Source organism: Mesorhizobium atlanticum (genome assembly GCF_003289965.1).
Lineage (GTDB): Bacteria > Pseudomonadota > Alphaproteobacteria > Rhizobiales > Rhizobiaceae > Mesorhizobium > Mesorhizobium atlanticum.
In genome coordinates, this window is record NZ_QMBQ01000002.1 from 315,524 (window position 1) to 328,633 (window position 13,110).

General features: G+C 59.8%; 13 protein-coding genes and 1 tRNA gene. 7 read left to right on the plus strand and 7 right to left on the minus strand.

All coding sequences use genetic code 11. From position 1 onward, the window contains the following. Positions 1 to 14: 14 nt before the first annotated feature. Positions 15 to 434, plus strand: coding sequence for a very short patch repair endonuclease (locus DPM35_RS06600; protein WP_112126511.1), 420 nt, complete (start codon positions 15 to 17; stop codon positions 432 to 434). 143 nt (positions 435 to 577) lie between these two features. Here DPM35_RS06600 and DPM35_RS06605 read toward each other — a convergent pair whose 3' ends face one another. Further along, complete coding sequence (locus DPM35_RS06605) at positions 578 to 1,138, minus strand: recombinase family protein (protein WP_112126512.1); 561 nt, start codon at positions 1,136 to 1,138, stop codon at positions 578 to 580. Between the two features lie 176 nt (positions 1,139 to 1,314). On the opposite strand from DPM35_RS06605, the gene DPM35_RS06610 reads away from it, so the two are divergent. From DPM35_RS06610 to DPM35_RS06620, 3 genes are all read left to right on the plus strand, one after another. After that, positions 1,315 to 1,857, plus strand: a complete 543-nt coding sequence (locus DPM35_RS06610; protein WP_146767919.1) for a hypothetical protein — start codon at positions 1,315 to 1,317, stop codon at positions 1,855 to 1,857. Positions 1,858 to 1,887: 30 nt separating this feature from the next. After that, a complete protein-coding gene (locus DPM35_RS06615; protein ID WP_112126514.1) occupies positions 1,888 to 2,604 on the plus strand; it encodes a hypothetical protein in 717 nt (238 codons plus the stop codon). A gap of 106 nt (positions 2,605 to 2,710) precedes the next feature. Further along, on the plus strand, positions 2,711 to 4,627 hold the full coding sequence (locus tag DPM35_RS06620) for a DEAD/DEAH box helicase family protein (RefSeq protein ID WP_146767920.1): 1,917 nt from the start codon (positions 2,711 to 2,713) through the stop codon (positions 4,625 to 4,627). 218 nt (positions 4,628 to 4,845) lie between these two features. Here the strand turns inward: DPM35_RS06620 and DPM35_RS06625 are convergent, their stop codons facing one another. From DPM35_RS06625 to cpdR, 3 genes are all read right to left on the minus strand, one after another. Next, positions 4,846 to 5,736: a site-specific integrase gene (locus tag DPM35_RS06625; RefSeq protein WP_245431456.1), complete on the minus strand. Its 891-nt coding sequence runs from the start codon at positions 5,734 to 5,736 to the stop codon at positions 4,846 to 4,848. 217 nt (positions 5,737 to 5,953) lie between these two features. After that, positions 5,954 to 6,028, minus strand: a tRNA-Val gene (locus DPM35_RS06630). Positions 6,029 to 6,258: 230 nt separating this feature from the next. Next, a complete protein-coding gene (cpdR, locus tag DPM35_RS06635) occupies positions 6,259 to 6,621 on the minus strand; it encodes a cell cycle two-component system response regulator CpdR (RefSeq protein ID WP_006199474.1) in 363 nt (120 codons plus the stop codon). A 150-nt stretch (positions 6,622 to 6,771) separates the two neighbouring features. Here cpdR and DPM35_RS06640 point away from each other — a divergent pair, with 150 nt between their 5' ends. Together DPM35_RS06640 and hisN are read left to right on the plus strand one after the other, a co-directional pair. Further along, a complete protein-coding gene (locus DPM35_RS06640; RefSeq protein ID WP_112127077.1) occupies positions 6,772 to 7,728 on the plus strand; it encodes an N-formylglutamate amidohydrolase in 957 nt (318 codons plus the stop codon). A gap of 349 nt (positions 7,729 to 8,077) precedes the next feature. Further along, positions 8,078 to 8,851, plus strand: coding sequence for a histidinol-phosphatase (hisN, locus tag DPM35_RS06645; protein WP_112126517.1), 774 nt, complete (start codon positions 8,078 to 8,080; stop codon positions 8,849 to 8,851). Positions 8,852 to 8,878: 27 nt separating this feature from the next. Here hisN and DPM35_RS06650 read toward each other — a convergent pair whose 3' ends face one another. After that, a complete protein-coding gene (locus DPM35_RS06650; RefSeq protein WP_112126518.1) occupies positions 8,879 to 9,835 on the minus strand; it encodes an alpha/beta fold hydrolase in 957 nt (318 codons plus the stop codon). Between the two features lie 502 nt (positions 9,836 to 10,337). Between DPM35_RS06650 and DPM35_RS06655 the strand changes: the two genes are divergently transcribed. Then, positions 10,338 to 10,805, plus strand: a complete 468-nt coding sequence (locus tag DPM35_RS06655; protein WP_095806478.1) for an Hsp20 family protein — start codon at positions 10,338 to 10,340, stop codon at positions 10,803 to 10,805. Between the two features lie 103 nt (positions 10,806 to 10,908). On the opposite strand, the gene DPM35_RS06660 is transcribed toward DPM35_RS06655, so the two are convergent. Further along, entirely contained in the window at positions 10,909 to 11,802 is an 894-nt protein-coding gene (locus DPM35_RS06660; protein WP_112127078.1) for an MBL fold metallo-hydrolase, read from the minus strand. A gap of 21 nt (positions 11,803 to 11,823) precedes the next feature. Then, positions 11,824 to 12,873, minus strand: a complete 1,050-nt coding sequence (locus tag DPM35_RS06665; RefSeq protein ID WP_112126519.1) for a threonine aldolase family protein — start codon at positions 12,871 to 12,873, stop codon at positions 11,824 to 11,826. Positions 12,874 to 13,110: the final 237 nt, after the last annotated feature.

The following is a 13,110-nucleotide window of genomic DNA, read 5'->3' on the forward strand; positions in this document are numbered from 1 at the left end:
CATGAGAACATAGCATGGCTGACAGATTGAAGCCTGAGCAGCGCAGTGCCCTTATGGCAAAGGTGAAAGGGAAGGATACCGGGGTTGAGCTCCGGGTTAGGCGGCTACTTCATGGCGCTGGGTATCGCTTCATTGTCCACTCTAAACGATTCCCTGGAACGCCTGACATTGTCTTTACCCGGCGACGCAAAGTCATTTTCGTGCATGGTTGTTTCTGGCACGGACACGAGGGTTGCAAGCGTTCAACCGCGCCTTCCTCCCGTATCGAGTTCTGGTCCGAGAAGCTTCGTCGAAACAGAGAGCGCGACAAGGCTACTCTGGCGACACTTACGTCCAGCGGGTGGGATGTCTTGACGATTTGGGAATGCGAGATTGCCGACGGCGCTGCTTTGGAGGCGCGCCTAATTGAGTTTCTAGGCCCCAGGAGATCGTAACATTAGTCCTGCTCCGTCGATCTCAGCTCCCTGGTAGGCGGACATTTCCAGCAAAAAATCTGTTTCGCTATTCGCATATAGTCGCAACGGCCAATCCCCCCGGGGGGGTGCCTCTAAGTTCGGAGTTTCCCTAACGTACTCGCCTATTGGCTCGTTCGCTCCAATACCTTCTGTACCGAGGCCTTGGACACTCCGATCTCAGCTGCGATTCTTCGGATGCTCAGGTCGTGCTTTCGCAGCTCAACAATCCTCAACTCCATCGTTGCGTCTATTGTCTTAGGTCTGCCCCCGACGCGCCCCGCTGCCTTCGCCTTGGCGATCCCCTCCATCTGCCGTTCCTTGCGGATGTCGGTCTCGAACTCGGCGATTAACGCCAATATGCCCATGACCAGCTTGCCCGTTCGGGTAGTGGTGTCGACGAGGTTGTCGTCCAGAACCTTGAACGCAACCCCTTTGTCACTGAGGTGGGTAACGATGCGGTAGAGGTCAGCAGTGCTTCGCGCTAGTCGGTCAAGCTTGGTTACCAGTAGCGTGTCGCCCTCTCTGACGTAATCCAGGCACCGGGCCAATTCGGGCCGCTTGCCGTCAACCCCCGACTTCTTCTCACTAAAAATTTTGTCGGCCCCTTCGGCGTTCAGCCTCGTGACCTGCGTTGCGTAGTCCTGACCGCTGGTGCTCACTCGGGCATACCCAACAACTGCCATATTGTACCCTTTCCTTTTAGAGATTGATGGACACCCATTTACTGGACGCAAAGTGTACGGTCAACGGCAGTGGGCTGAAAACCTATACCTTTGTGGACGAGCGGCGGCAGAGAATTCCTTGCATTAGGTCAAACCGGCCGATAGATCGAGACGCTTTGGCACAGGGGGTAGAGGGCATGAAAAAGAGCGATCAGTTCCTCCAGTTGGCGCAAATGATCGGTCTCCCCACAAACGCCACTGATGATCGTCTCGCGCAACAAGCGAAGGACGATTTCGGGGTTCAACGTGACCACATTCAGGCGCTGATGGATTCAGCCAATTGGCTTGTTTCAAGACCGCAAGTCGAGGTTTTCCCTTTGCTGAATCAGCTCGGAAACCTGGTGGTTGAATGGCAGCCGGTCGGCTACGAGTCTGTGTGTTACAAGAGCCAGGAATTTGAACCGCGCTTTTTCGGCCGGTACGAAACTTCCCGCGCCCTCGGACCTCAGTATGGCCATCGCCCGGTGTCGGAACTGATGTATTTCAAAGAGCCAGTTGCCTACCTCAGGCGATCTGGCGTGAACTCGGCGGCATCGTTTGCGCTTATCTGTGGCATCCAGGCTAGATTCGAAGAGCTGCGGAGCGAGATTTCTCGTTCACTCTCGGTGGTATGTGAATCGCGTATTTCGGCGGTCTTGCGGGGCGACGAAGCGTGGATTGAGGTGAGCGATGCTACCTGATCGGATTGCTCCTAAAGAGGACCTCGGGTGATGCACCTTGAGGAGATCAAGAATGCCATCCTCAAGAAAAGGCGACAGCGTGTCCGCCAATCGACCTATACCTATGTTGCTAACCTGATGCTGGCAGATACGGCGCTCGATCATCCTTATCGGGACCGCATGATTTTGGACTGGTGGGCACGAGTTATCGATCCGCTTGAGGCCGAGAGCTTCGACCGAGGGCCGAGGGGCCGGTTGAAGTACTTCAGGGACCGCCTGAGGGAACACCGTAAGGCACCGGCGGTGAATGCGGCTCTCCGTCAAGGAAGCCAGTCAGGTAGGCCGCTGCGCCGGATGAATGCGCAGAAGCTCGGCTATGTGATGCATCAGATTCGACGGCTTGCCGATCGCCGACTTAACTACGCAGCAGCGGAAGCGGTGTTCTTGCAGAATGGTGATCTGTTCGATCAGATGACGATAGGGCTCATTGCTCTCCCAACCTTTCGACCCGGGCGCGAGGGTGGGCTGCTTGATCGGGCGGCGCGTAAGGCGTTCAATGATCCACGGGTTCAGCCGTTAATGTCGAAGATACGAGAAGCGCCGCAGACTTGGTTGCCCGGGCATGACGAACGAGCGTTCGAACAGCGTATCGAACAATTGTCCAACCCCTATGATCCGATCTGGCTGTTCGACGAGACCTACCTTTCGGTAAAGAAGCGGCAAGGTCTTATACGGAAGCTTGAAGACGAATATCTAAGAAAAATCTGATACTTAGCTGGCGTGTCATATGAGGATAGCCAAGCTCAGTCTTGGCGCCCTTCTCCTATGTCGCCGTCGAGCGGCTCCTGACTCCTTCAAATCAGAGGAACACCAAATGGCCCCACGCAATACCGTGGCACCAATCGACTTCGCACGTCACATGAAAACACACTGGGAGTCCGCTCTCGGCAACAGGTCCAACCCAGCCTTGGAGCAACTCTGGCAGATCACGGCAGCAACCTTCAACGAGGCCATCCTGACCGGCGACCAACGCTGGAGGGTACTCGAACCCGCCACCGGCACGGGCAAGACCCAGGGCCTGATTGTTTATAGCGCCATGATGGCGGAACTGAATGCGGCGGGCGCTCCGTCGAACTGCACGGGCATTTTGGTTGTCGTTAGGACGATCGAACAGGCTAACGAGATCGTTGCGTCGATCAACGAGCTTGCAGGGAGACCTGTGGCGATCGCCAGGCACTCCGAGAACAAGATCGCCGCTGGACGGTGTGGCGACAAAGACGTGTTGGTGATCACGCATTCGGCGTACCAGAGGGCGGTCGAAGCGATCTGTCGCAACCAGCAGGGAAAATGGGACGAGTTTGTTAAATGGGAGGGTGGTCAACGCCGCCTCACCATAATCGACGAGGCGCTTGCTAACATCGTCGAACATTACCAAGTCAAGGCGCAGGACATTAGCAACGTGCTTGCCATGATCGACCAGCCGATGAGGTTGCGTCACAATGTGGCTGTCCAAGCGATCAAGTCTCTACGGGAAACACTGGAATTCTTGGAGTTCGATCGCCTCGAAGCGCGGCAGGGTTTGCTTTGGCGTGATCCAAGGGCCAGTCAGATCGACTGGTCGGAGGAGCATTCCTTTGCCGGGCTGATCGACGAGGTCTCAAGGCTTCCCCTCGACATGATGATCCTCCGCAAGGAGAGCCCTTTGGATCGTCGACGCCTCACAGAGCAGGCGACGAACACCTTACGATCATGCGAAAGCATTCTCAGTGGGTGGGCATATTATCAGCGATCAGGTGACTGGGACACGATCAACAATTCGGAGTTGCTGATCCCGGTGGAACTTCCAGGCCCTGTGGTCCTCGACGCAACTGCTGCGCACAACATGCTCTGGGAGTTGCTAGGAGAGCGAGCGGTTCGCCCGGTGATCCCGTCCAAGGCTCGGAGATATCGCAATGTCACGCTGCATGTTACCAACGCCAACGGGCTCGGCAAAGGCAGCATGAAGGAGAAAGGCGCCGCTCGACTACCTCGTGTCATCAAAGAACTGGAGAAATCCAGCAAGGAGAGGTCCGTGCTCGTTTGTCTCCACCAGTCCCTTGAGCCGAAGGCCCTCACGCTGGAGCCGAAGTTCTCGCGATACGCCATAGCGCACTGGGGTGCGATCGACGGCAAGAACGACTGGCAGGACTTTGACACTGCTGTTGTGCTCGGCCTCCCTTATCGCGGTGACCTATGGGCAGTAGGCACGTTCATTGCCCTTCAAGGGTTGCCTGAAAATGGGTGGTTCGCATCGCCGTCATGGAATGACTACGATGACGTTCGGAAAGTCATGGAACAGAAGCAGATAACGGTCTCCGTGATCCAGGCGATCAATAGGGTTCGCTGTCGGAAGGTCATCAACGCCGAAGGTGATTGCCCCCCAACTGACGTCTACGTCGTCCTCCCGGAAAGTCGGCTGGGCGCTTCGATCTTAAGGGACATCACCACCGAGATGCCTGGGATCAACGTTGTCCCTTGGGGCTTCAACCTCGACGGCGATGCGGTCAGCGTTCGACAGGCCGAAGGTTATGATCCGCTGATCTCCTACATGCGATACCGCCCTTCCGGAGAGACGTCGATGATCACGGTCAAGTCAGAACTCGGCTGGCCATCGTCTAAGATGAAGGAACTTGGGCGTCTGCTCCGAGACGGAGCCCACCGCATCACCGCAACTCTTGGTGAGATGGGCATCACGTTCCACCACAACGGCAAGACCGGAAGGGGAGCCAACGGTTGGTTGATCAAGGCCTAATGGTGGGTGGCCCCTATACTGGAAGATAGCGCCCACCATGGTCCCATGGATGATGGCAGAACGTTAAGAGACACGCCGAGCTGAGCTCGTTAGGTACCCAGGTGCCAACGTTGACCTGGCACCGGCCATGCGATTGTGGGAAGACAAAAGGTTTCATCGCCTTGCGTCCTCCCACCTTTTTCCTGATCAGGATAGCGGCTGTCTCGGCGGCAAACTTCTCATCCTATACCGCAGACGGCCAGCTTGGCTCGAATGGACGCATGACTGGCATGTGCGTATCGGAACAGCATCCTCATGTCTCGATGGCCACTGATTGACGCTACCTCTGGCGCCGTCAGGCCAAGCTCAAACAGTCGAGAGATGGCCTCGTGCCTGAGGTCATGGAAGTTCAGATCATTGATGTCCGCTCTTTCGGTGAGCCTGTCCCAGCACAGCCGAAGAGCAAGCGCCGACAAAGGGAACACCCGAGAAAAGCTTTCCTGTCCCGTTGGAGCTGCCAACGTCCTCACGACGTCGAGCGCACCAGATGTCAATGGAATATTCCGTGAGTGGCCGTTCTTGGTCTCCAGAATGGTTGCGGTGCCACGTGCCAAGTCGATGTCGCACCACCGAAGCTTCAGGATTTCGCTACGCCTCATCGCAGTCTCGATGGCGAAACGGATCACTGGGAGAACGAAAGGGTTGCGAGTTTTCTTTCCGGCCTCGACCAATCGGCCCATCTCGCCTTCCCGGAGCCGCCGCTCACGCCTGTTGTCATTCGTTTTCAGCGCAAGGTCGACCAAGGGGTTCTTAAGTGGGATTTTCCATTCGGTCCGAGCAAGCTCGAACATGTTGTTGACTGGCGCCAACTGCCGCTTGAGCGATGTGGCGGCAATGGTCTTCAGCCTCTCGTCACGATAGGAGGCGAAGTCTGACGTACCCAGATCGACAAGGCTTTTCCGGCAGATGGGGTGACGTAGGAAGGCGTCGAGGACGATCGTCTCTATGTCAGCGCCCTTCTTGGAGGCTACGATCTCGGTACGGTAACGTCGAACGAGGTCCCCTAAGGTGATCCCTTTGAGTTCCTTGCGGCTCGGCGCGAGTTCTTGGCGATCGGCTTGCGTCTCCATGTGTCTCGCCCATTCCTTGGCGTCCGCCAGTTTGTGAAACGAGCGTGAGATCGGAGGGAAACCCTTCCTACGAACCTGAACCTGATATTTGTCCCGGTGTTTGCGGATTGTAGCCATGACGGACCCTTTGCTGTGACCAGAGTGTGACCAGCAGCGAATTCGAGGGTCTTCAAAAGGCGCTTTTGCCTGATTTGCTAAGAGAAATCAGAGGCTTGGATGGTGGGCGTGACAAGGATTGAACTTGTGACCCCTGCAATGTCAATGCAGTGCTCTCCCGCTGAGCTACACGCCCATCCGACGCCGCGCATACACCACTTTTGATCCGGCACGTCAATAGCGGGAATGTGGAAAGACGGCTTCCGTTTGTCGCATCGGCGAAGTGTCTGCCGATGCACGGCCCGATACGGGCCGGAGGCGCTTAAAGCGCGTCGCGATCTTTCAGATTCGCTCCATGCGCTTTGGCTTTTTGATTTTGCGCATGTCTTTGTCCCGAAACCGGTTACCACTTTCGGGAGACATGCTTTAGGCCGCCTGCAGCATCTTCTCGACCTCGTTGACGAGATCGCGCAGGTGGAAGGGCTTCGACAGCACCTTGGCGTCCTTGGGCGCCTTGGAATCGGGATTGAGCGCGACGGCGGCGAAGCCGGTGATGAACATCACCTTGAGGTCGGGATCGATCTCGGTGGCGCGGCGGGCGAGCTCGATGCCGTCCATTTCCGGCATGACGATATCGGTCAACAGCAGCGAGAAGGGCTCTTCGCGCAGCCGCTCATAGGCGCTGGCGCCATTGTCGAAATCGCTTACCTGGTAGCCGGCGCGTTCCAGCGCCTTGACGAGGAAGCGGCGCATATCGTCATCGTCTTCCGCCAGCAGAATGCGTGCCATCATGTCCCGTCCGAATCACCCGCCCCAAGCCTGCCGCCGGGCTAGGCCGTTAACCATCCTGTATATGAGATGGAGCCGGTAAACATCAAGTGAATGAAGGGCATGCCAGATGCTGTTCGGGGCGTGGTTTCGCCGCCTGAAATGCTGGACATGCCGCACGCAAGGTGGCAAGTTTTGCGTCATGATGCAGTGCTGTTTCCTGGTTCGCACAAATTGAAGACGGCAGCCGAGGATTTTTCGGTCGTTCCACCCTTCGAAATCCGATCGGGCGCCGAACAGCGCGTCCCTTTTCTGTTCAACTCACCGCATAGCGGCCGCCATTATCCGGAGCGGTTCCTGGCCATGGCGCGGCTCGACCGCAACGCCATCCGCCGGTCGGAGGACTGCTATGTCGAGGAGCTTTTTGGCGGCGCCGTGCCGCTCGGCGCGCCGCTGTTGGCCGCCAATTTTCCGCGCGCTTATCTCGACGTCAACCGCGAGCCCTGGGAACTCGATCCGCGCATGTTCGCGGAGCCGGTGCCGTCCTTCTGCAACATCCGCTCGGCGCGTGTCGCCGGCGGGCTGGGCACGGTGCCGAAATTGGTCGGCGAGGGGCTCGACATCTATCCTGGCCGGCTGCCTTTGGCCGAGGCAGTGGGACGCATTGAGGCGGTATACAAACCTTATCACGAGACGCTGAAGCGGCTCCTGACCAGGACGCATGCCAGGTTCGGCTATGCCGTGCTGATCGACTGCCACTCGATGCCGGCCTCGATCCGCGTGGGCGACAATGGCGTGCGGCCCGACTTCATCATCGGCGACCGGTTCGGCATCTCGGCCTCGCCGGCGCTCACCGAGATGGCGATCAGCCTGCTTGTCGGCATGGGGTATACGGTCGCCCACAACAAGCCCTATGCCGGCGGGTTCATCACCGAGCATTACGGACGACCGGCGCGGCATCTGCATGCGCTGCAGATCGAGGTCAATCGCGGGCTTTACATGGACGAACGGACGTTCCAGAAATCAGCCGGTTTCGACGCCCTGGCCTGCGACCTGACCCGCTTCGCGGCCGACCTGATGTCGATGCCCGACCATCATTTCGTCGACTTGCCGCTGGCGGCGGAATAACAGCGCGCCCGAGTTCTTTATAAACGCAATTCCGGACGGAAAATCGCCTCGCGCTTCTCCCGGAATTGCTCGAAAAAAAGACCGCATCGTTTTCACGACACGGTCGAAGTCTAGGGAGGAAACGCCCAAGGAGGGCATGGACAGGAAAACCTGTCCAATGGCAAAATTATTGTGCGGCGCACAAATGTCAATCGACAGCAGAGTTTTTTAATTCAATATGATGTGGAAATTCCGCTTCGGCGGCTCGAATGTGGCATTCAGGCAACAGAAAACGGGCGACTGACGAGACTTCAGTGTGCCTGTTCTGCGAGATAGAGCGGCTGGCGAAGGCCGCGACGGGGAGAATGACTTGGATATCAGCACCGATTTCATGCGGCGCATAGCGCATGCCGCCGCAGCGGAAACCTTGCCGCGCTTCCGCAGCCAGGGGGCGGTCGTCAACAAGGAGGCCGGAAGCTTCGACCCGGTCACGGAGGCCGATCGCGAAGCCGAGCGCGCGATCCGGGCGCTGATCTCCGCCGAATATCCTGACCATGGCATTCTCGGCGAAGAACATGGCAGCCAGAACATCACCAACCGGCATGTCTGGGTGATCGACCCGATCGACGGCACCCGCGCCTTCATTTCCGGCCTTCCGGTCTGGGGAACGCTGGTCGGGTTGACGGCCGACGGCGACGCGGTTGCCGGCATGATGTCTCAACCATTCACCGGCGAGCTGTTCTATGCCAACGCCTCCGGCTCGCACTACGAAGGACCGGGCGGCCCGCGCAAGCTCTCGACCCGCAAGACGACCGACCTCGCGCAAGCGACGCTGTTCACGACCACGCCCGCCCTGTTCAAGGGCGAAGCGCGCAACCGCTACGACCAGTTCGAAACGAAGGTCCAGCTCGCCCGCTACGGAACCGACTGCTACGCCTTCGCCATGGTGGCCGCGGGCTGCGTCGACATCGTCGCCGATCCGGGCTTGAAGCCCTACGACATCGTCGCGCTGATCCCGATCATCGAGAAGGCCGGCGGCGTCGTCACCACTTTCGAAGGCGGCCCGGCGGAGAAGGGCGGCGATATATTGGCTGCGGCGACGCCGGAGCTGCATGCCGCGGCAATGGCTGCGCTGCGCGGCTGATCCGCCGCGGCCTGGTTTCGACCGCGATCAGGGAGCGTCGCCGGTGCCCGGAATGAAGGCATCGAAGGCGGCGAGCAACTGCTCGCGGTAGAAATCCTTCTCCTGCAGGAGTTCGTGCTCAGCGCCGTCGATCATCAACAGCGAGCCGACCCGTAGTTTCCTGGCATAGGCCTCCACCGCCTTGGTCGAGACCACCCGGTCGGCGCCGGCGGCCACGATCAGAGTCGGCACCCGGACCCTTGCCATGAAATCCGGATCGCTGACGGCTTCCGCGGCGGCGGCGGCGGCCTTCAGCCAGCGGATGGTCGGGCCGCCGAGCGCGAGCTGCGGCCAGGCCTCGTAGATTCCGACATTGCGGCGGTAACGCGCCGGGTCCGAGGTCACCTTGTTCACCTCGAAAGGCGGCGGCACTTTCGGCCGCGGACCGATCGCCGCGTAGAGCCAGCCGAGGCCAAGCGCGCAGAAGATCGCGCACACGCGCCGCACCGTGGCTATCGAGACCGGCATGTCCGGCACCTCCAGAAAAGGCGCCAGCAGCACCATGCGCCGCACCCGATTGACCATGGACGGCGAGGCAAGCAGCGCAATCACCGCCCCGGTCGAGTGGGCGAGGATATAGTAGGGGCCGCGGCAGTCGGGCAGCACGATCTCTTCGAAAAATTGCTCCAGGTCGCGCGTATAGTCGCGGAAGCTGCGGACATGGCCGCGCTGGCGGTCGCGCAGCAGGCGGCTGGAATCACCCTGGCCCCGCCAGTCGAGGATCGCGACGCCGAAGCCGCGATCGGCGAGATTGCGGATGGTCTCGAAATATTTCTCGATGCACTCGTTGCGTCCGGTCAGCAGAACCACCGTGCCCAGCAGCGGGCGGGCGACCGCAGCGAAGACGCCGTAACGGATCTTCTTGCCGTCACGCGTGGTGAAGAAGCCGCCCGCCGGCTTCTGCGGCGCGGGATTGTCCTCGGTCAGATGGAAAAGATCCGTCATTCGGCGAGTCGCTGGTTGTTCTTTGCCCGGGCGGACAAGGCGTCGGCATGGTGATAGACGGCCGGGCGGCAAAAGCAAAGGCGCCGAGATGCAACCGCCTTGAAACGGGAAGGCCGGAAGTGCCTGCGGCGCACTTCCGGCCTCTGTCGATCCGGGAGGAAGGGACGTTGCACCCGGTTCGGCCTCGTCGCGGCGCCGGGATCAAGGCACCGCTTGTCTCTGACGCAATTCCGGTCGGAACGCGCCTCGCGCTTTTCCCGAATTGCCTGACTTGACCGAAACCTAGCAAAGCCCGGCTGAACGGATGCCGAAGCCTCAGTTCATCCGCCGTTCATCAACATGGCGGTTTTGCGCCGGTCAAAAAGCCTTGAAATGGCTTTCTCCGCTTCCCAAATGAAGTTTGCGGCCGCCGATGTCGGGGCCGCTGGCCTATCCGAAACGCCTTTCGAGGGTTTCGCACCAGGTCATACGCAAACCATGTTGCTCAACAGGAGAACACCTCATGCGTCACGTTGATTTTTCCCCGCTTTATCGTTCGACCGTCGGCTTCGACCGGCTGTTCACCATGCTCGATTCGCTCGGCCAGCCCGAGACCGCGCAGACCTACCCGCCCTATAACATCGAGCGCACCGGCGAAAACGCCTATCGCATCTCGATGGCCGTTGCCGGCTTCTCGGAAGACGAGATTTCGATCGAAGCCCACCGCAACGTGCTGACCGTCAAGGGCGAGCGCAAGGAAGAGGGCAATGGCGAGGGTTCCGAGCTGCTCTATCGCGGCATTGCGTCGCGCGCTTTCGAGCGCCGCTTCCAGCTCGCCGACCATGTCGAGGTCGAGGGCGCCACGCTGAAGAACGGCCTGCTCTTCGTCGACCTCAAGCGCAACATTCCCGAGGAGCTGAAGCCGCGCAAGATCGCGATCACCTCGTCCTCGGACAAGGCCAAGCAGATCGAGGCGAAAGCGGCCGCGTAATCGAGGGCTCCATGCAAGCCCGTCTCGCTGCTGAGACGCAAGCGGCGCCGAAAGGCGCCGCTTTTTATTGTGCCATCGCCAACGGCCTTCTGGCCTGGGCCCATTACCGGCGCTTTGCCTTGATAACGGCCTCCACGTTTTGTCGGTGCACGGCTTCATAGGGCGCAAAATATTCAACCGCCATCGTTGCAAACATGTCGGCGCCGAAGGTCTTCAGATCCTGTTTCGCCAGGTCGGGGTCTTGCCGGCAGGCGAGCAGCTTTCGGAGATAAGCCTCGGTCGCGGCGATGAAGCTTCTGTCATAGCCACCGGCTTTGATTGTCTCTAAGGAACCATGATTGGGCAGGATCCGATCGAACCCCCAACCGGACATGCGCTCGAGGTCGATCAAGTGCTCCTCCAGACGCTCCGGCTCAGAGACATAGGTGATGGAATCCTCCAGCGTGTCGCCGGCCAGCAGCAAGCCGGCGTCGGGCATCAGCAGCACCGTGCCGTCATGGCTGTGGATTTCGACCTGACGTAGCTCGACCGGGATCGCGCCCACCGTGAGGCTGAGGCTGTTCTCGAACGTCCTGTTGGGCAGCACCAGCGGCCTGATCGGAGGATTGCCGCCCTCGATCTCGGCGCGGCCTCGTTCGAGCGCCGAGGCGGTGAGGCCGTTGGCGATGATCTCGCAATCCTGGAATACCTCGTTGCCGGCAATATGGTCGTCATGCCAGTGGCTGAGCACGACGCGTATCGAGGTCACGCCCATCCCATCGAGCGTGTGCCTGATGAAGCGGGCGTGGGCGGGCGAGATATGCGTGTCATAGACGAGCGCTTGCGATCCATCGACGATCGCATAGGTGCAGATGCCGAGCGTATAGGCGCCGTCGTCGAGCCAGTTCGGCTCGTCCGACCAGATACGAACGCCTTCGACGCGGCCGTCATAGAAGCCCAGCACGTTCGGCGCCGGGCGAATCAGCCGCATCGTCGAGCCGAGAGGTGGTCTGGTCATCCGGTTGCCTTTGACTGTCATTCAGCCAAGCAACTGGCCGAGACGGTCGATCTCCTGCGTCGTGGTCGCGAAGCTGGCGACAAAGCGGTAGATCGCTTCATTGTCGCCGAGATGGCCATCAAAACCCTGTGGGACGCCCCATTCATAGAATTTGGCGCCGGCCGCCTGCAGCTTGTCGGCGGTCTCGCGGTTGAGGATCGCGAACACCTCGTTGGCCTGCGGCAGCCAGGCGAGCCTGCCCGTCGGTGCGTCCTCGATCGTCTCGGCCAGATGCGCGGCCATTTGATTGGCGTGACCGGCCATCAGCAGCCATAGATCGTCGGTGAAATAGGCTTCGAACTGGGCCGAGATGAAGCGCGCCTTGGAGAAGGTCTGCCCGGCGCGCTGACGCTGCAGGCGCAGGTCCTTACCGACATCCGGATTGAGGATCACCACTGCGTCGGCCATCCAGCAGCCATTCTTGGTGCCGCCGAAGGAGATCAGGTCGACGCCGCTCTTCCAGGTCATTTCGGCCGGGCTGACACCGGTCGCGGCAATCGCATTGGCGAAGCGCGCGCCGTCCATGTGCAGCGGCAACTTGTGGCGGCGGCTGACCTCGGCGATCGCCTTGACGTCGTCGACGCTGTAGACCGTGCCGACCTCGGTCGCTTGGGTGATGGTGACCGCCATCGGCTGACCGGCCGGAGCCAGATCCTGCGAATAGCGCTTTATAGCCCGGTCAAGGGCCTCGGGATTGATGCGTCCCAGCGGCCCGGGAACCGGCGCCATGCGCGCGCCGCCGGTGTAGAAACCCATCGCGCCGAACTCGTCGACATTCATATGCGCTTCGGAATGGCAAAGCGCGATGCCGCCGATACGGTTCAACGCGGCCATCGAAAGCGCGTTCGCCGCGGTGCCGGTCGCGGCGAAGAAGACCTGCACTTCCCGCTCGAAAATCTCGTTGAAGCGGCGATAGACGGCCCGGTCCAGATCGCCGTCGCCATAGGCGGTCGCAACGCCGTCGGCATGGCGGGACAGGTTGGCCGAAATGTCGGGATGGACGCCCGCCCAGTTGTCGGAAGCAAAGAACATCGAGAGGTCCGTATCGTGATTGGCAAAAGCGGCGGGACTTGACCGCTTCGGCAGGCGAAGCGCAAGGGCCAATCGCCGGCAAAGCGGTGAAGCCAGCGCATCGCCTCGAAAGACCCGGACCAAAGCTTGCGTTTGCCGCGCTCGTCACGAAATTTTGTGTCGCGGCACGCCCAAGTTTTTTGTGAATCGGTCTTGTGCAGGTCCCTGATTTCTGCCATAAAAAAATTTAGGACAGTA

Excerpts from the sequence above, each read along its gene's own strand:
- DPM35_RS06665 (WP_112126519.1), bottom strand. The coding sequence starts at position 12,873 with ATGTTCTTTGCTTCCGACAACTGGGCGGGCGTCCATCCCGACATTTCG.
- DPM35_RS06650 (WP_112126518.1), bottom strand. The coding sequence starts at position 9,835 with ATGACGGATCTTTTCCATCTGACCGAGGACAATCCCGCGCCGCAGAAG.
- DPM35_RS06605 (WP_112126512.1), bottom strand. The coding sequence starts at position 1,138 with ATGGCAGTTGTTGGGTATGCCCGAGTGAGCACCAGCGGTCAGGACTAC.
- DPM35_RS06660 (WP_112127078.1), bottom strand. The coding sequence starts at position 11,802 with ATGACCAGACCACCTCTCGGCTCGACGATGCGGCTGATTCGCCCGGCG.
- cpdR (WP_006199474.1), bottom strand. The coding sequence starts at position 6,621 with ATGGCACGCATTCTGCTGGCGGAAGACGATGACGATATGCGCCGCTTC.
- DPM35_RS06625 (WP_245431456.1), bottom strand. The coding sequence starts at position 5,736 with ATGGAGACGCAAGCCGATCGCCAAGAACTCGCGCCGAGCCGCAAGGAA.
- DPM35_RS06610 (WP_146767919.1), top strand. The coding sequence starts at position 1,315 with ATGAAAAAGAGCGATCAGTTCCTCCAGTTGGCGCAAATGATCGGTCTC.
- DPM35_RS06620 (WP_146767920.1), top strand. The coding sequence starts at position 2,711 with ATGGCCCCACGCAATACCGTGGCACCAATCGACTTCGCACGTCACATG.
- DPM35_RS06600 (WP_112126511.1), top strand. The coding sequence starts at position 15 with ATGGCTGACAGATTGAAGCCTGAGCAGCGCAGTGCCCTTATGGCAAAG.
- DPM35_RS06655 (WP_095806478.1), top strand. The coding sequence starts at position 10,338 with ATGCGTCACGTTGATTTTTCCCCGCTTTATCGTTCGACCGTCGGCTTC.
- DPM35_RS06640 (WP_112127077.1), top strand. The coding sequence starts at position 6,772 with ATGCCGCACGCAAGGTGGCAAGTTTTGCGTCATGATGCAGTGCTGTTT.
- DPM35_RS06615 (WP_112126514.1), top strand. The coding sequence starts at position 1,888 with ATGCACCTTGAGGAGATCAAGAATGCCATCCTCAAGAAAAGGCGACAG.